15 protein-coding genes and 1 tRNA gene are annotated in these 17,567 nt (G+C 50.4%); 6 read left to right on the top strand and 10 right to left on the bottom strand.

Annotation, left to right across the window (positions count from 1 at the left end; all coding sequences use genetic code 11):
* Positions 1-196 precede the first annotated feature (196 nt).
* Complete coding sequence (locus tag ACOTZB_RS11185; RefSeq protein ID WP_421627148.1) at positions 197-2,728, top strand: DEAD/DEAH box helicase family protein; 2,532 nt, start codon at positions 197-199, stop codon at positions 2,726-2,728.
* A gap of 63 nt (positions 2,729-2,791) precedes the next feature.
* Here the strand turns inward: ACOTZB_RS11185 and ACOTZB_RS11180 are convergent, their stop codons facing one another.
* From ACOTZB_RS11180 to ACOTZB_RS11165, 4 genes are all read right to left on the bottom strand, one after another.
* Entirely contained in the window at positions 2,792-3,325 is a 534-nt protein-coding gene (locus ACOTZB_RS11180; protein ID WP_421627147.1) for a hypothetical protein, read from the bottom strand.
* Between the two features lie 46 nt (positions 3,326-3,371).
* On the bottom strand, positions 3,372-4,580 hold the full coding sequence (locus ACOTZB_RS11175; protein WP_421627146.1) for a conjugal transfer protein TraF: 1,209 nt from the start codon (positions 4,578-4,580) through the stop codon (positions 3,372-3,374).
* Positions 4,581-4,777: 197 nt separating this feature from the next.
* Positions 4,778-5,713: a conjugal transfer protein TraE gene (locus tag ACOTZB_RS11170; protein WP_421627145.1), complete on the bottom strand. Its 936-nt coding sequence runs from the start codon at positions 5,711-5,713 to the stop codon at positions 4,778-4,780.
* Positions 5,714-5,861: 148 nt separating this feature from the next.
* Positions 5,862-6,422 carry a hypothetical protein gene (locus ACOTZB_RS11165; RefSeq protein WP_421627144.1) on the bottom strand — a complete coding sequence of 187 codons (561 nt, stop codon included), beginning with the start codon at positions 6,420-6,422 and terminating at the stop codon, positions 5,862-5,864.
* Between the two features lie 204 nt (positions 6,423-6,626).
* Here ACOTZB_RS11165 and ACOTZB_RS11160 point away from each other — a divergent pair, with 204 nt between their 5' ends.
* Positions 6,627-8,189, top strand: a complete 1,563-nt coding sequence (locus ACOTZB_RS11160) for a TraI domain-containing protein (protein WP_421627143.1) — start codon at positions 6,627-6,629, stop codon at positions 8,187-8,189.
* A gap of 33 nt (positions 8,190-8,222) precedes the next feature.
* On the top strand, positions 8,223-9,182 hold the full coding sequence (locus tag ACOTZB_RS11155) for a tyrosine-type recombinase/integrase (protein WP_421627142.1): 960 nt from the start codon (positions 8,223-8,225) through the stop codon (positions 9,180-9,182).
* Between the two features lie 275 nt (positions 9,183-9,457).
* Here the strand turns inward: ACOTZB_RS11155 and ACOTZB_RS11150 are convergent.
* Positions 9,458-9,533 (bottom strand) — tRNA-Phe (locus ACOTZB_RS11150).
* A 169-nt stretch (positions 9,534-9,702) separates the two neighbouring features.
* Here ACOTZB_RS11150 and ACOTZB_RS11145 point away from each other — a divergent pair.
* Both ACOTZB_RS11145 and ACOTZB_RS11140 read left to right on the top strand, forming a co-directional pair.
* Complete coding sequence (locus ACOTZB_RS11145; RefSeq protein ID WP_421627141.1) at positions 9,703-10,548, top strand: AraC family ligand binding domain-containing protein; 846 nt, start codon at positions 9,703-9,705, stop codon at positions 10,546-10,548.
* Positions 10,549-10,584: 36 nt separating this feature from the next.
* The gene (locus ACOTZB_RS11140; protein WP_193805207.1) at positions 10,585-11,175 is read left to right on the top strand and encodes a LysE family translocator; all 591 of its coding nucleotides are present in this window, start codon (positions 10,585-10,587) and stop codon (positions 11,173-11,175) included.
* Here the strand turns inward: ACOTZB_RS11140 and ACOTZB_RS11135 are convergent.
* The 5 genes from ACOTZB_RS11135 to aspA all read right to left on the bottom strand — a co-directional run bounded on the left by ACOTZB_RS11135 (position 11,172) and on the right by aspA (position 16,754).
* Positions 11,172-11,747, bottom strand: coding sequence for a transcriptional regulator (locus ACOTZB_RS11135; protein WP_032643754.1), 576 nt, complete (start codon positions 11,745-11,747; stop codon positions 11,172-11,174). The genes ACOTZB_RS11140 and ACOTZB_RS11135 overlap by 4 nt on opposite strands.
* A 49-nt stretch (positions 11,748-11,796) precedes the next feature.
* Positions 11,797-13,488, bottom strand: a complete 1,692-nt coding sequence (locus tag ACOTZB_RS11130) for a protein-disulfide reductase DsbD (RefSeq protein ID WP_421627140.1) — start codon at positions 13,486-13,488, stop codon at positions 11,797-11,799.
* The gene (gene cutA, locus ACOTZB_RS11125; protein ID WP_193805205.1) at positions 13,464-13,787 is read right to left on the bottom strand and encodes a divalent cation tolerance protein CutA; all 324 of its coding nucleotides are present in this window, start codon (positions 13,785-13,787) and stop codon (positions 13,464-13,466) included. Before cutA ends, ACOTZB_RS11130 begins: the two co-directional genes overlap by 25 nt.
* Before the next feature lie 113 nt (positions 13,788-13,900).
* A complete protein-coding gene (locus ACOTZB_RS11120; RefSeq protein WP_421627139.1) occupies positions 13,901-15,202 on the bottom strand; it encodes an anaerobic C4-dicarboxylate transporter in 1,302 nt (433 codons plus the stop codon).
* Positions 15,203-15,317: 115 nt separating this feature from the next.
* Positions 15,318-16,754 (bottom strand): aspartate ammonia-lyase, encoded by a 1,437-nt coding sequence (aspA, locus tag ACOTZB_RS11115; RefSeq protein WP_003855923.1) that lies wholly within the window; start codon positions 16,752-16,754, stop codon positions 15,318-15,320.
* A 335-nt stretch (positions 16,755-17,089) separates the two neighbouring features.
* On the opposite strand from aspA, the gene ACOTZB_RS11110 reads away from it, so the two are divergent.
* The gene (locus ACOTZB_RS11110) at positions 17,090-17,554 is read left to right on the top strand and encodes an FxsA family protein (RefSeq protein WP_014882199.1); all 465 of its coding nucleotides are present in this window, start codon (positions 17,090-17,092) and stop codon (positions 17,552-17,554) included.
* Positions 17,555-17,567: the final 13 nt, after the last annotated feature.

Raw genomic sequence — 17,567 nt, 5'->3', positions numbered from 1 at the left:
AAAGAGCTGTTACAGGGGGATTTGCCTCAAGTTTGTCAACACCCTTCGAAAGCTTTCGATGGATCGTGGTGAAAAAATTCGTTTATGGAATGGCTAAACGGATACACCAATCATTGCCGAAAAACATAATTTTTAATACATTGATTTGATGGGTACCCTTTGCTTCAGTTTCCGAACAACAAAAATGGAGTGAGTTATGATTGATTTCACAAAAAAGCTAAAGAAAAAAGAACTACCCAAAAGAATCAACCCTATTGAAATATATGAGTCTTTAGATAGGCGTAGCGAAGCAGGCCCGTTACGCCCTTCCCAAAAAAGAATTCTCGAAGAATGGTTCAATAACCGAAGAGATGATAGAGATAACATAATTAAATTGCATACTGGAGCAGGTAAAACATTAATCGGATTGCTAATCTTACAATCTAAAATAAATGAAAAAAACAGCCCATGTCTATATGTCTGCCCAAATATATATTTAGCAAAGCAAGCAGTAAGAGATGCTGAAAAATTTGGCATCCCTTACTGCATAATAGATCACAGCAAAATGATACCTGATGATTTTCATGCTGGTCGAAAAATACTTATAACGCATGTTCAAAAATTATTTAACGGCAAAACGGTTTTTGGTTTAGGTAGTAAATCAATACTAGCGAATTCAATCATACTAGATGACTCTCAGGCATGTATAGATTCTATTAAAAACAGTTTTACTATAAAGGTCGATAAAAAGAGCAAACTTTACACATCAATACTGAATATATTTTCTGATGAACTCCGAGAGCAAGGGGAAGGAAGTTATCTTGAAATGGAGAATGGTGTTGGAACAAATACATTGCTTCCTATACCTTACTGGTCATGGATTGATAAAAAAGAATTTGTGGCTCAAGAGCTTCTAAAAAATATTGAGGACAACAGAGTCTCGTTCATTTGGCCCCTAATAAAAAATGAAATACATAATTGCCAGGCATTCATTTCTGGCGAATCTTTAGAGATATCACCGATATTTTCACTAATAGATTCTTTTGGCACTTTCAGCAAAGCCAGGCATCGTTTCCTTATGTCTGCAACGACACAGGATGATTCATTTTTTATTAAAGGTTTAGGATTTGATGTTGAAGCAGTAAAAAAACCATTAGTTAACCCAGACCTTGTGTGGTCTGGTGAGAAAATGATATTAATACCATCTTTGATTGATGAAACATTAGATCGTGAAAAAATAATAAACTGGTTGCTTCCTCCATTCGATAAACGGACGTTTGGAACAGTTTGTCTTGCACCAAGTTTCTCCAACACAAAGCAATTTCAAAACATCGGAGCAACGGTGGCAACTACAGAAACCATATATGACTGCATTGAACAGTTGAAAAGAGGCATATATACAAATGCTATAGTCTTTGCGAATCGCTATGATGGAATAGATCTTCCAGATAACTCGTGCCGTATTTTAGTTATTGATTCCAAACCATACTCTGAAACCTTAACCGATAGGTATGAGGAGGAGTGTAGGCCGAGCAGCGACATAATTAATGTCAAGACAGCGCAGCGAGTAGAACAAGGGTTAGGTCGCAGTGTGCGAGGTGAAAAGGACTATAGTGTTATTATTATCACTGGCGGTGATCTTGTTCAATTTTTGAAAAGCCCCCTAACTACAAAATATTTCTCTCCCCAAACAAGAATGCAAATTGAAATAGGTAGTCAAATTGTTGGATTTGCAAAAGATGAGATTGAGGATGGCGTAGATGTTGATAAATTGTTCGTTGGTTTAGTTAATAAATCATTGCTTCGCGATGAAGGTTGGAAGGAGTATTATGTCGAGTCCATGAATGAAATTGATATGCACGATGGGAGGGATAATCTTTATGATTTAATTAGCTTGGAATATAAAGCGGAGAATTTATTCATAAAAGGTTATATAGATAAAGCATGTGATGTGTTGCAAGATATTTGTGATAATCATGTTGAGGATGTAATGGAGAAAGGTTGGTATCTCCAACTCCAGGCCAGATATAAATATAACATGAGCAAGCTTGAATCGAACAGGGTTCAAAAATCAGCATTTCAACGTAATTGCAATTTACTAAAGCCAAAGGATGGTGTTGTTTATAAAAAAATTGACAATATTAATGCCACGCGCGCCAATAGAATTATTAAGTGGGTGACATCGCATGATAATTATCAATCCTTAATGATATCTATCGATAGTATTTTGCAGAATATTTCTTTCGGCGTGCAATCTGACAAATTCGAAGATGCTATGCACAACTTAGGAACCGCTATTGGTTTTGTTTGCCAACGCCCTGATAAAGAAATAAAAAAGGGACCTGATAATCTTTGGGGAGATGTCGATGGACAGTATTTCCTTTTTGAATGTAAAAACGAAGTTGACGAAAATCGATCGGAAATAAATAAAACAGAAGCCGGTCAAATGAATAACCATTGCGGCTGGTTTGCTGATGAATATGGAAATGCCAAATGCAAAAAAATAATAATAATAAATACACGAATTCTTTCTTATCAGGGTGACTTTACTGATGATATTTTCGTTATGCGAAAAACTAAACTGAAGCTATTAAAAGACAATGTAAGAGCTTTTTTCAAAGAGTTCAAGGATTATGATATTCATGCATTAGACGAAACTATCATTCATAAATTCATCGCTCCTCATAAAATCGACATTGGAAACCTAATTTCCATTTATACTGAGTCAATAGTTAAGGCAAAAAAATAACTTATTTAGTAGGCATGTACTGTTTAGACGGTGCCTGCCTACATACTTTTTTCATCCTCTTATTTATTTTAGGGAGCCGCTAGCGACGTCCGGGATTTGTTTCCACAAACGCGAGGTCCAACTTTTTTTAAGATGCTCCGGATTGGAAGATGTATAGGTTGCTTTAATAAAGCTTTCTTTGCTGTTACCTCGCATTTCGAGCGTCAAGCGGTCATTTCCGGCCCAGTTTCGGCTCATGCGATAGTAGCTGCCCGGCTGTGCCTCCCAGCTGGCGCCTTCTGAAATGGCTGACGCTGACCAGCCAGCATTTCCCTGGCCGCTATTACGCGCAGCGGCGATATCAGTATCCGACACAAATCCGTAGTGTTGTTTTAGTCGCATTGCAACCACATCAACTGGATCCGAAAAAGTTCCTGAGGTCCAGGTCACCGAGTCACGAGGTGCCGATTCTGCGTTCTCAGTAGCTGGCTGCTGGCTGGGAGAATTAAGGAGCGAATTCAGATTACCGAGGCCGAATTCGTTTAAGGCGTTATTGCTGCAGCCTGTCAGCGCAAGAAGGAGGGTTGTACAGAAGACAGCGGAGAACATTTTTTTCATTTTATTAACCTTTCAGTGAAGGGCTGCATGAAGCAGCCCGGAATTATCAGAACGTGAAGGTAAGCTGAGCCGCCGCACCATAGGTGCGGTCGGTTCCGGCCATACCGGTCAGGTCGAGATGGACCACGTTTAAGGGGGAAATGCCGATGCCAGCAGTAAACACGTTGTTGTCGCTGTTGCGCATGTCCGCCCGATAGCCAGCGCGCACTTGGGCCCAGTCCCATGCGTTGAGTTCGGCACCTACGCCGGCATACTGAGCTTTTTCATCGGAGGCAAAGCCGCTGGCTGGGGTCAGATCAACATCTGTCGCCAGCGTGATGAGGCCATTGCTCCAAGAAGTACCAGCCGTGGCCTGCGGGCGGATTTGGAAAGTGTCTTGAAGACCATTCACTTCACGGGTGCTCACATTTCGTGAGACCAGGTTCTGTCCGGTCAGGCCCACCGTCCATTCTGGTGTCAGCTGCGTGGCTAAACCGATATCCATGTTGGCGCCACTTTCCGAGCGTTTCCACTCACCGCTGTGAAAGTCAGAGGTACTGTAGTTATTAATGGCCACGTTATAGTTCCAGGTATCGACCCGCTGAAGTTTTGGCGTGATCCCCACCGAAACTGGTGTGCCGGCCAGCGTAAACTGATGGGCCATGGCGAGGCCGTATTCACTGACCAGTGCCGCCACCCCTTCAGCACGAGAGGTCAGCTGGTCCAGATCGTCCTGCGTGGGCGAGAAAATGCCGGTCTGCGCGGTATCGAGATACTTCAGATCGTGATCGGTCACTACTGCACGGGCCTTTGCCTGTCCCCAGCCTTTCACCACCAGGGCAAAGGGCAGCGTGTCGTTCGGAATGGCAATCACGGCCGACACGCCAGCGCTGGCGTGACCGCTGTCACCTGAGACGTCCTGCAGAGATTTTTTGAGCGCTGCGGACTGTGCTGCACTGTTACCACTGCCGGCAGAGTCACTGAGGCGTTTCCAGTTGTCTTTTACACGATCAAGGCCGTCCTGCAAGTTATCCGGATCGCTGATCTGTGCCCCGATGCCCGGAAGGATAATGCCCACATCGTCACTGGCATCATGGCGCGTCATCAGCGCCGGGTTGGCCAGCGCGGCCGCCGTGTAGCTGGATGAGGCCACGCCAGTACCGCCCATTGCGTCATTACGCGCCTCGGTCCAGGAACCTGCTGCCTGAGCCGCCGGCAAAGCAGTCGCAAACAGCGCCAGTGTTATTCCGTGAGTAATCATGGATACTTTCATCATTTATTTCCTTTCATCGGTTGTATTTTTTTGGGTAAAGCGAATCCCTGGTACTGACGCACCAATAAATAAGGGTAAATTCTGTTGCCGCCATTTAATAATGAGGGAAAAAACTGCAATATCTCGTCAAGAGTTAATCTTTTCCTCACGCCTTTTAGCTATTCAAGTGAGCGAGATTTTCCGGTCAGCCAATTATTTTTTCATTCCCAACCCCACTGATAGTTAATACCCTTGTCTTTCTGTTCTTCAACAAAAGTTCTGAGTATTGAAAGCAATGAAACGGGTAATTCATTCCCTCGAGTAAACTGAGTAAAAATATGCTCAGGTACTGATACCGTTTCAATATCTCCCAGCCGGGATATTTCCCTCATCGTTTCGCAGAAAGTCAGAAAATCGTTTGTCTTATAATTATCTACAACCTCATGCGGAATAATGCCACTACAGGTCACGACTCTCAGGGTTATTCTGTTAATCTGTTTCAGCTGACGGATAAAGATGACCGTTTCCATTTTACCGCCGATATGGTCAATACTACTGTCCTGGCGAACAAGCGTAATGGTAGGCAGTACGGTTCCGGCGCAGAACTCAGGCAGGAGGCGATCTGCGACATCCTGCCAACTGGCGAACGTTACCTGTTTGACAGGCTTTTCCTCAGTACCGTTAAGCCAGTCAGGAGACACGCCGAACCATTCTGCCAGCTGATGGATTACTGACGCCGTCAGATAGTCCAGCGTGCGCTCACGGCTCTCCAGTACGCTGAGCCCCATGTTCATCCCAGACAGCAGCGTGGCCACCCCGGTCACGCTCAGCCGGTGCGCGTCCATCAGCTGCCAGAAACGTTCATAAATCCGCGTCACCGTGGCCTGACGTGGGGCGAGCGTTTCCAGCATTATCCCCTCCATCAGAACGTTAACCAGTTCGGCGGTGGAAATACCCAGTCTCTGCGATACCCGCGAGATGAACTCCCGTACGGCAGGACGAAAGCGGATGGCCATGGGCGTGCCCGCTGTTTTTTTGCCGTCGGCAAACTGTCGGACCAGCTGCTGCATTTCTTCATCCTGCTCCAGCGCAATACGGGAGAGGATGGTTGTCATATTATTTCGCTTCATAAGTTCCCTGGTGCTGGCTAACGTCATGATTTGACTTATGTCAGGCTCATCTGTAGCCGCTGTGAATACGTTACCTGGCTGTGCGGCACCTGTATAACGGATAAAATCGATCGTTCAGATCGAATACACGCATGTAGCCAGTGTGAGCTGCTGCGCAGGCCGGTGACAGGGGAAATTATTTCTGTGCATCAGAAGATTTTCGTTTCAGAACCAGCACAGGCCAGACACTTCGAAATTCCGTACGCCAGCGCCATTGCCGGAAAAGGATTTCCAGCTGCATCACTGCCTTCCTGGCCGGGGTAAAGGGAATGCTGTATGTCCGGCTGCGAACATCAAGGCCGCATTTTTCTAGGTGAGCCATCACCCTGCGGGCGCGGATGCCGGTCAGGAGATGGGAGGAGATGATGACGGTCTGGTGAGTTTGCAGCGCTTGACAGGCAGAAGTGTTAACGCTGTTCCAGAACTGGCCGACCTTCTCCGGCGTCAGATTCGTGGTGGGCTGCCAGGGAGCAAGATGCACCCAACCTCGCTTGCGTCTGTGGCTTATAAGCGTTAACGCCGGCCTGAACTGACGTTCTGCGCGGGCAAGTGGTTTCAGCATGAAAGGTATGCAGGCTAGCAGCGCCCAGACCGTGACAAAAACGCCGTGTCTGCTGCCGCCGGTAAAGCTGCAGCTCATAAGACTGGAGAGGACCAGCCATGAAGTCAGAGTGATAAAGACAATCATCTGCTGCATAAATGAAACTCTGCACGATAGAAGGAAAGAGGGGGCATTAGAACAGTAAGGTGAGTGGTTGACAGTCATAAACCGTGAACCGGTTATGAAGATTTTTAGCAAGTGAGATTTCTGCTCCGGCTAATACCGGGTTTTTCATTGCAATTGCGGCAGGGGCTTTTAGCGTAACGTCATTTTATCAGGCTGAAACCTGAGGAGGTAACGGTGCGCGGACTAAACTGGTTAACAGGTAGGAACAGACAGCAAAACAGTGCTGATGCTTCGGCTGACTCTAATAATAGAGAGCAAATAAAGACATCAGAGGCGGGCTGGCATCCTGCTCAAAGCGCTGCAGCCTGTTTGGCAACAAGGGATCGACGTCAGCTCATCAAAGTATTGTCAGAAAACAGTCCGCTTTCGAAACCCGTAACAGACGCATGGTGGCTAAGTCCTCTTGAGCAGATGGCTGCCCGCGTTCAGGCGTGCCCGGCAGCATGGAACGGCCCCTTTTCAGGCCCCGGGGGATTTACCGACCTGAGTCTCACGGTGGCTACGCGCGCCGTCAGGCTGGTGCGCGGTATGATGCTGCCACCGGGAGCCTCGCCTGAAGAGCAGTCAGAGCAAGCCCCTGGCTGGGTTTGTGCTGTGTACTGGGCCGGACTATTCCATCACCTCAACTGGCTGTCGCAAATGGAAGGGGGGCTTGAGAATGGACGCGTCTGGTATCCGGGAATGAGTGTCCCCGACGTGGCCTGGCGGGTTCGTCCTGCGAAAAAAAAGGGGGGAGAGATGAGTGGCTTGTATATGGCTCTAAGCCTGCTGCCGGACGCCGGCATGCTGTGGCTGCAGCGCTGGCCAGTTCTGTCAGACAGCCTCCTGCTTTACCTGTCAGGAAGACGAAAGGAATCGGGGATACTCAACAGCATCATCAGTGATGTCATTATCAGCTGTGGCATGCCAACAGGGCTCACCATGGCCGGAGTATTGTCATCTGAGTTGTCACCATCACCGGTGTCATCAGGATCAGATGATACGTCCCCAAAATTATATGAAACCGCAGCAATCCCGTTGTCCAGTCAGGGTACAGAAATCGCTAAATCAGTACCAATTGAAAGTGCGGTATTTTCCTATAGTGCTCAGCACGTAGAAACGACAATGTCTGTAGTTGCGCCGCAACCTGAACTCAGTCTGGGGCTTGAATCTGCACTGAACAGGAAAGAAACAGAGGCTGAGCCTGAAGGGGAGATTTCGTCAGATGGAGCAGACTACCAGGCCTCTGCAGAAAACCTCATGTCAATGCTGGATCTGATGGCACATGGCCAGTCTCCAGCAGCGGGAGCGGTTCAATCCTTAACTCCCGGGTTGGCTCCTTCAACAGACGAGCAGCCTGCAGGTAAATCCTGCGACAGCGAAGCCCTCCCCGGGGAAATCTATCTGGAGTGGCTCAGGGACAGCGTTGAGGATGGCACGATAAGCGTTAATGAAAGAGACAGTGTTTTGCATGTACTGGCGCAGTTTGTATTTCTGGTTTCTCCAGGCTGTTTTTACCGATACATGTCAGCAAAGGGTGAAGAAGCAGCTGAAAAGGATCGGCTACAGAAAAGCTTTGAGTCGCTGAGCATACATCATTCACGTAATGGTAAGGGGCTGTTCCATTACCATCAATACGATTCGCCGGATAAAAGCGGTCGTTTTACGAAAGTGTCAGGCTACATGATTAAAGCCGACATTATCTTCAAAAAAGGGTGCTGCCCTCCGGACAGCGTATGGCTTTCAGCCAGAAAATAACAAGCTTCAGACTAATTTACTAATGAGGGCGTAATGAAAAAGACATGTTCGTTTGAAGAACTGATTGAAGGATATTTTTTCAGTAAGACTCTGCGAGCTGCAACAGAATGGAGTTATAAAAAGGTGTTAAAGACCTTCCTTAACTTTGCGGGTGAGTCAATTAATCCTGCGGATGTTGATGATATGATTGTCTTAAACTGGAGAAGGCATGTAATAAATGTGGAGGGACTTACCAAAACAACATGGAATAACAAACTCACTCACATGAGAGCATTGTTTAATTTCGCGATTGAGGAAGGACTCGTTTCAACTAATAAGAATCCATTTAATGGAAAAATTGCCCGACCTGATGTGAAGCGTAAGAAAACGTTGACTGATACTCAAATAAACAAAATTTATCTTTTGATGGAGTCAAGGGAGTCTGATGAACAGTTTGGGAAAAATTTTATCCAAAGGTCAGCGTTGAGGCCTGCATGGTTTTGGCTTACGGTACTTGATGCCTTACGAAGAACAGGAATGAGGCAAAATCAACTTCTGCACATTAGATTATGTGACGTAAGTTTTGAACATAATTGGATAAGCCTTCGTCCAGAAGGTGCGAAAAATCATAAAGAGCATTTAGTTCCAATCACACGTCACTTGAAACCAAGACTTGAAAGGCTTTATAACCTTTCTCTTGAGAAAGGTGCAAAAATGGAGGAGCAGCTTTTCAATTTATCGCGCTTTGATGGACGCAGAAATGAGATCAGTGAAAACATGGATAATCCCCCTCTTCGTGCATTTTTCCGACGTCTTTCAAATGAGTGCGGATTTGTTGTGAGCCCTCATCGATTCCGCCACACAATAGCGACTAACTTGATGAGTATGCCTGATAGAAACCTTAAAATGGCTCAGGATCTGTTGGGCCATTCCACGCCAGCCGTTACTCTTCAATACGTAGAAAGCGACATAAACAAGGTCAGAAGTGTATTAGAGCAGTTGGAAGTTGCCTAAGATTAATCTTAAGTCAAATCTTAACGATATGATTCTTAACGGAGAAAAAAACCGAGGTAAACCTTTACAAAAGATTGACAGAAAACGTTTCTAAAGGTAAATACGTTGCTGAAGTATTTTTTAAGGACGTGAGAAGTCCAGAGGATGCTCCAACATCCTCCGGACTTAAGTCCCGTGTTCAACTATGGTGCGGTAAGTAAACTACCAACATCATGCTGGGGACCACTGTCATGCCCGTTAAGGATCTCAACCCCTAACGAACAGGCTCTGAAGAGTGGTGCCCGGAGGCGGAATCGAACCACCGACACGGGGATTTTCAATCCCCTGCTCTACCGACTGAGCTATCCGGGCAACGGAGCGCATTAAACCGCAATCACGCCCGATCGTCAACATTATTTCGGGAAAAGCTGTTCAACTGCTTAAGTTTGCGGCAATCTGTCCGCTTTCGCCGTGAAAATGCACAAATCTTCCAGACACAACCAGCGTAATACGGCAATGCTGATAGCAAGAGGAGGACAGTATGGCGAATGACTGGCTTGAACTGCGTCAGCATGCAGATACGGGTATTGAGACGATTAAAGCGCATTTCGAAGGGCATGCCTTTGATCCGCACTGGCACGATAGCTATCTGGTAGGGATAACCCTCTCCGGCACGCAGCAGTTTCACTGCCGCCGTGAGCGTCATCGTAGCCAGCCGGGCGACGCATTTCTCCTCGAGCCTGGCGAGATCCACGACGGTGATGCTCCTGTAGAGGGCGGCTTTACCTATTTGACCTTCTATCTTGATGAGCGCTGGCTTACCCGTGCGCTACAAGGGCTTTACGAATCTACTCCAGGGAGTTATTCACTCCACTTTGCCCAAACGCTGACGCGGGAGCCGCAGCTGGTGCGCGCTATCGGTGAGACATTTTCCACCCTGCATAATGACGAGATGAAAATCGTTCAGCAGAGCACAATGGATAATCTGCTCTCCCGGATCACCGCCCACTGCCACTGGCGTAAAAAACTGCCGTCGCAGTTACAAAGCGCTGCCGTGGCGCACCGCGCGCGCGACTATCTCTTTGCTCATATCGGCGAGAACGTGGGGCTGTCAGACCTTGCGCGCGAGACGGGCACGGATCGCTTTACCCTGACGCGCTGTTTTAAGCGCGAGTTCAATCTGGCGCCACACGCATGGCTTATTCAGCTGCGTCTGGCAAAGGCCCGACAGCTGCTGGCGCGTGGCGACCAGCCCGTTGATGTGGCTGTCGCAGTGGGATTTGCCGATCAAAGCCATCTGGGGCGTTGGTTTCAGCGTGCTTACCGCATCTCTCCTGCACACTACCGACGGTTGTGCACAAACCTTCCAGACGTTTCCAAAAAATAACGGCACATTCATGGCTCTAATAAAAAGGAGCCACCTGTGAGTTTGATACCCTTTCTGTTGTTCGCATTTGTCGCCTCCATTACGCCGGGGCCGACCAATATTCTGGTACTGACGAACAGCCAGCACTTTGGCGTAAAAAATACCGTACCTGCTATTCTGGGCGGGTGTATTGCGGCCAGTGCGATTGTGCTGGTATCAGGCGCGGGCGCAGGGGAAGTGCTGCGTCAGTATCCTCTGATACGTCAGATAATGAGCTGGACAGGCGTGCTGTGGCTAAGCTGGATGAGCTGGCAGCTGTTTCGCGCCCCGGCTGTCCGTCTCGCCGCTGAGAACCGTATCCGATTCACCGCTCGGGCGGCGGCGCTGCTGCAGATCGTGAACCCCAAAACCTGGATGATGGCGCTGGCCGTCGTCAGCCTGTTTGCCCCAGCTGGCGACCATGCATTGCGGGATATTGCGCTAATGTCGCTATGGTTTCTGCTGATCTCGATAGCCTGTTTGATGTGCTGGGCGTGGTTGGGTAAAGCGGTGAACCGAATATTTCGCACCACCGTGGCGATGGTGCGGTTTCAGCGCCTGATGGCGCTGTGTCTACTCGTCTCTTCCTGGGCGGGCATCCTGGCTTAGGTCAGCGCTCCACCCATTCTGCATTGGGCAAAGCGCAGAATATCTTCCGCCAGGCGGTGCGCCGTATCCACATCGGCCTGGCTACGGTTCACCAGCATGCGGCTGAGGCAACCTTCCAGCACCAGTTCCATCTGCTTCGCCACCATCGCCGGGTCATCGACTTCCAGCGTGGTCAGCAATTCGTGGGTGAAGTCATGCGCCGCCCGTTTTTGCTGATCCGCCAGTTGATGGATAGGATGGCCTGGGTCGGGAAAATAAGTGCAGGCGGCAATGAACAGACAACCCGGGTAGCGGTTGTTGCTGACGCATTCGGTCAGCGCGGTATAGCGCGCCAGCAGCTTTTGCTCCGCGGTCAGTTCTTCATTCAGCATCAGCTGTCTGCGCCAGATATCAACCTGCTGGCTGAGATAGCGCAGGGCATCATAGAGTAGCGCCTCTTTATCCGGCCAGAAGCGCTTAAGTTCATCCAGAGGATAATCGATACGGTCGGCTACCATCTCAAGCGTGGTGCTGGCGATCCCTTGAATCTCAAGTAATTGCAGGGCTTGTCCCAGTACGTCTTCACGTTGCACGGTTATCTCCTCCGCTATTCCCAACGGTTTGTCCCGTTTAAAGTGTTGTTTACGGTTGGCGATTGCGCAAATGCGCGCTAAATGCCGCTGCATCCATAAACCCGGTTACACGCTGTTCTGGCTGCTCCTGGCCCTGTTGATTGAAGAACAGAATGGTTGGCAGCCCGAGCACGTTAAGCTGCTTCAGCAGAGCCTTATCCTGCGCATTATTGGCGGTCACGTTCGCCTGGAGCAAAACGGTCTCTTTCAGGGCGCTTTGCACCTGTGGATCGCTAAAAGTATATTTTTCAAACTCTTTGCAGGCGACACACCAGTCTGCATAGAGATCGAGCATCACCGGTTTGCCTTTCGCCTCTGCCAGGGCGCTGTTAAGTTCATCCACGTTTTTAATCTGGGTGAAGTTCAGATGCGCCTGGGTCTGACTCACCGGTGTGCCGAACGCCCAGTCCTGCAGAGGGCGTACGCTCACCAGCGCGGCAGCCAGCAGCAGGATTTGCACCAGGCGCATCCATGGCTTCTTCGCCCCCAGGCTGACGATAAACGCCCAGGCAAAGAATGCTACGCCGAGCATCGCCCACAGGCGTAAACCCCAGGCGTCGCCGATGATACGCTCAAGGAGGAACACCGGCAGCGCGAGGATGACAAAACCAAATGCGGTTTTCACCGTCTCCATCCACGGGCCGCTCTTCGGCAGAAGTCGATTGCCGAGAACCGTGACCAGAATCAGCGGCAGGCCCGTGCCCAGCGCGTAGAGGTACAGCGTACTCCCGCCGAGCCACATGTTTCCGCTCTGGGCGATATAGAGCAGGATAGCGCTCAGCGGCGCGGTGGTGCAGGGAGAGCATATAAGCCCGGCAATGGCACCCATCGCGAACACGCCGCCTGCGGAGCCGCCCTGCTGACGGTTGCTCATCAGCGTTAAGCGCGTTTGCAGCGAGGAGGGCAACTGCAGCGTGAACAGGCCAAACATCGACAGCGCCAGCAGGATAAACACCGCTGACAGGCCAATGAGAACATAAGGGTGCTGGAGTGCTGCCTGGAACTGTAACCCGGCAGCGGCAACCACGAGGCCGAGCGCCGTGTAGGTTAGCGCCATTCCCTGCACGTATATAAAGGCCAGCAGCAGCGCGCGGGCAGTAGAAAGACGCTGTTTGCCGCCCAGCACGATGCCTGAGATGAGCGGATACATCGGCAACACGCACGGCGTAAAGGCAATGCCGATACCAATCAGTAACGCCCACAGCGCTGAGAACGGAAGGTCAGCGCTGTCGTTGGTTTTCTCAACCGCAGGGACCGGCGTTACAGCAGCAGACGCTTTCACTTCGCTAAGTGGCACGACTTTCGTTTCCGGTGGATAGCAGAATCCCGCGTCCGCGCATCCCTGGTAGGTCACCGTCAGCGTCGCGCCTTTATTGGCCTGATTCACCGTAACGGGCACGCTCAGGCGCTGGCGGTAGATCTCACTCTTGCCGTAGAACTCGTCCTCGTGCCACTCGCCAGCGGGCAACCGTAATGCGCCCACGTTTGCCAGGGCAGGGGTAATGCTCACCTGCTTGCGATAGAGGTAATAGCCCTCTTTCACCTGCCAGGTGAGCGTCAGATCGTGCTGGTTTTGCTGAAAATCGAAAACAAATGCCTGGTCGGCAGGAATAAAGTTCGAACGGCCGGGCGCGTCAAACAACCCGGCAAATACTGATGTGCTGCACAGCAGCAGGATCAGCGTAAGGAAGCGTTGAGCCATGAGAGATAGTCGTTATCGCCATGAACTACTGGCAAGACCAGCAGCTCCGGGGTTTGGTATGGATGATGAGATTTGAGGCAGTCCAGGAGTGCCTGCTGATTCGCCAGATTGGTTTTGAGCAACATCTGGACTTCGTACTCTTGCTCCAGCTTGTCTTCCCAGTAATAAAGGGAGGTGGCACCGGGGAGGAGCGTCACGCAGGCAGCCAGTTTTTCGGCCAGCACTTTAGCGGCGAGATCCTGGGCAGAGGCTTCATCAGGGGCGGTACACAGTACGACAACAGCATCAGGCGTGTTCACAAGTCAACCTCCTCATCACTAAAGGCTTCACTATATCACGCAAGGCGGTTGGTCATTAATGAAACGGGCCGCAGAGCGGCCCGATTTTAACTATTTTTACAACCACTCACCGTTTACAGCACCACGCCGCCAATGATAAAGCCGAGGATCACGCAAAGTGAAATGGCGACCACGCCCGGGATCAGGAACGCGTGGTTAAACACATACTTACCGATACGGGTTGAGCCGGTGTCGTCCATCTCCACCGCAGCCAGCAGGGTTGGGTAGGTTGGCAGAACGAACAGGGCAGAAACCGCTGCGAAAGAGGCAATCGCCGTCAGTGGCGTAACGCCCAGCATCAGTGCCGCAGGCATCAGCGCTTTGGTGGTCGCCGCCTGGGAGTAAAGCAGGGTAGCGGCAAAGAACAGCACCACCGCCAGCAGCCACGGGTAATGGTGGAGCAGGTCGCCAGCGACGGTCTGAATGTCGCTGATGTGCGCTTTCACGAAGGTATCACCGAGCCACGCCACGCCCAGTACGCATACGCAGGCGCTCATACCGGATTTAAAGGTGCTGGCGTTCAGCACTTCGCTGGTGTCAATTTTACAGGTGATGCTAATCAGCGTCGCGATGGTCAGCATAAACACCACAATCGCTTCGTTACGCGGCAGGACCGGGTTCTGGATCAGGCCCACGGTGTCGCTGATGGCGGTCGCGTAGAACATCACCGCGACAATACCGATCAGGAACAGCAGCACGGAACGTTTTGCGTGCGGCTTCAGCTCGAAGACCTGGCTGCCGCGCAGTCTCACTTCACCCTTAGCAAGGCGTTCCTGGTAAACCGGATCGTCTTTCAGTTCGGCGCCGAGGAAGTTACACAGCACGGCTGTGATCATCACTGCGATCAGCGTCACCGGGATACAGATCGCCAGCAGCGTCAGGTAGCTCACGCCCATCGGCTCAAGGATACCGGCGAAGAAGACCACCGCAGCGGAAATCGGCGAGGCGGTAATCGCAATCTGGGACGCGACGACGGCAATAGAGAGCGGACGAGACGGACGGATACCCTGCTCTTTCGCCACTTCGGTAATCACCGGCAGCGTAGAGAAGGCGGTGTGGCCTGTACCGGCGAGAATGGTCATAAACCAGGTCACCAGCGGGGCAAGGAAGGTAATGTATTTTGGATGGCGGCGCAGCATACGCTCCGCCAGGCTTACCAGGTAGTCCATACCGCCTGCCACCTGCATGGCGGCGATAGCGGCAATAACTGCCATGATGATTTCGATAACGTCGAACGGGATTGCGCCGGGTTTAATCTGAAAGATAAGGGTAAGAACGAGCACCCCGAGACCGCCGGCAAAACCGATGCCGATACCCCCGAGTCTTGCTCCCAAATAAATCGCCAACAAGACGATGACGAGTTCTGCTCCAAACATAAGGACCTGCCTTGCTTATTAACAAGTTGATATTGAATTGTTGTATTTTGGTAACGCCTAAAAAGAAAAAAGGCACGTCACAAGTGACGTGCCTTAAGAAGCCTAGCCTGAACGGTTACTGTTCGCTTTCATCGGTATATCGTTTCGCTTTATATGCCGGGTGCATCAGGTTCTGGGCCGAGAAGATATCGTCCAGCTCAGCTTCGGTCAACAGCCCGCGCTCCAGCACCACTTCACGTACGCTCTTACCGGTTTCGGCGCAAATCTTACCGACGATGTCACCGTTGTGGTGACCGATGAACGGGTTGAGGTAGGTGACGATCCCGATGGAGTTATAGACATAACCCTCACAGACTTCTTTATTCGCCGTGATGCCGTTAATGCATTTTTCCAGCAGGTTGTAGCAGGCGTTGGTCAGAATGTGGATGGATTCAAACATCGCCTGGCCAATCACCGGCTCCATCACGTTCAGCTGCAGCTGACCCGCTTCAGAGGCCATGGTCACGGTCGTATCGTTACCGATGACTTTAAAGCAAACCTGGTTTACCACTTCTGGCACCACCGGGTTCACCTTGGCTGGCATGATGGATGAACCTGCCTGCAGTTCTGGCAGGTTAATTTCATTCAGGCCAGCGCGCGGACCGGAAGAGAGCAGGCGCAGGTCGTTACAGATTTTGGACAGTTTCACCGCCAGACGTTTCAGGGCGCTGTGTACCATGACGTAGGCGCCGCAGTCGGAGGTGGCTTCAATCAGGTCTTCTGCAGGCACAACCGGCAGGTTAGAGACTTCCGCCAGCTTCTGTACCGCCAGTTGCTGATAGCCATCCGGGGTGTTCAGACGCGTACCGATGGCGGTAGCGCCCAGGTTCACTTCCAGCAGCAGCTCGGAGGTGCGCAGCAGGTTTTTGGTCTCTTCGTTCAGCAGTACGTTAAACGCATGGAATTCCTGGCCGAGCGTCATCGGCACCGCGTCCTGCAGCTGGGTACGACCCATTTTCAGGATGTCCTGGAACTCAACTGCTTTACGCTGGAAGCCATCACCCAGCTGGTTGATCGCGTCCACCAGTTTCACCACGGAGGCATACACCGCGATACGGAAGCCGGTAGGGTAGGCGTCGTTGGTGGACTGGCATTTGTTTACGTGGTCGTTCGGGTTCAGGTACTGGTATTCACCTTTCTGGTGACCCATCAGCTCCAGGCCAATGTTTGCCAGTACTTCGTTGGTATTCATGTTGACGGAGGTGCCCGCGCCGCCCTGATAGACGTCAACCGGGAACTGGTCCATGCATTTGCCGTTGTTCAGCACTTCATCGCAGGCTGCGATAATCGCATTTGCCGCGCTTTTAGGAATGGTTTGCAGCTCTTTGTTAGCCAGAGCTGCGGCTTTCTTCACCATCACCATGCCACGGACAAACTCAGGAATGTCGCTGATTTTGCTGTTGCTGATGTAGAAGTTTTCAATCGCTCTCAGAGTGTGGACACCGTAGTAGGCATCCGCTGGAACTTCCCTGGTACCCAACAAGTCTTCTTCGATACGAATGTTGTTTAACATGTGAACCTTCTTTTCAAGCTGCCGATGGATTGTACTAAACACACAGTATTTATGTGGTTTTGAATATTTTCTGGCCGACGATTATTCCCTCAATCAGCCAGATGCTCGAGATCATATGCTGATGATAGCGAATTGCCGTAAGCTGGATCACTTATTATCGAGCCGATTCCATGATAATTATTAATCTGTGAAATGGGTCACCGCTTTATAATTTCCAAAAAAAATATCCGTGCAAACTGATTGAATTTTCGCTAACCGTCACCATTTCATACAAACGCGCGTCGCGAACACATTCAGACAGGGGCCCGATGGCCTCTGCCACACAGGAGATGCCAGTGCGCTGGATACCATTTATTGCTTTCTTTCTCTATGTTTACATTGAGATTTCCATTTTCATCCAGGTTGCCCATGTGCTGGGCGTCCTGCTGACGCTGGTTCTGGTGATTTTCACCTCCGTCATCGGCATGTCGCTGGTGCGTAATCAGGGTTTCAAAAATTTCCTGATAATGCAGCAGAAGATGGCCGCAGGGGAAAGCCCGGCGGAAGAGATGATCAAAAGCGTGTCGTTGATTATTGCGGGGCTGCTGCTGATCCTGCCGGGGTTCTTCACCGACTTCCTCGGCCTGCTGCTGCTTCTGCCGCCGGTGCAAAAACACCTGACCATGAAGCTGCTGCCGCATCTGCGCTTTAGCCGTATGCCGGGGGGCGGGTTCAGCACCGGGCCGGGCGATACCTTTGAAGGGGAGTATCAGCGTAAGGATGAACAGCACGACCGTTTAGACCATAAAGACGATCGGTGATTTTATTGCCCGG

Source organism: Enterobacter cloacae complex sp. SHL020 (genome assembly GCF_049236945.1).
Classification (GTDB): Bacteria; Pseudomonadota; Gammaproteobacteria; order Enterobacterales; family Enterobacteriaceae; genus Enterobacter; species Enterobacter dykesii.
The sequence above is the reverse complement of the archived record's forward strand: the minus strand, read 5'-3'. Positions and strand labels throughout refer to the sequence as shown.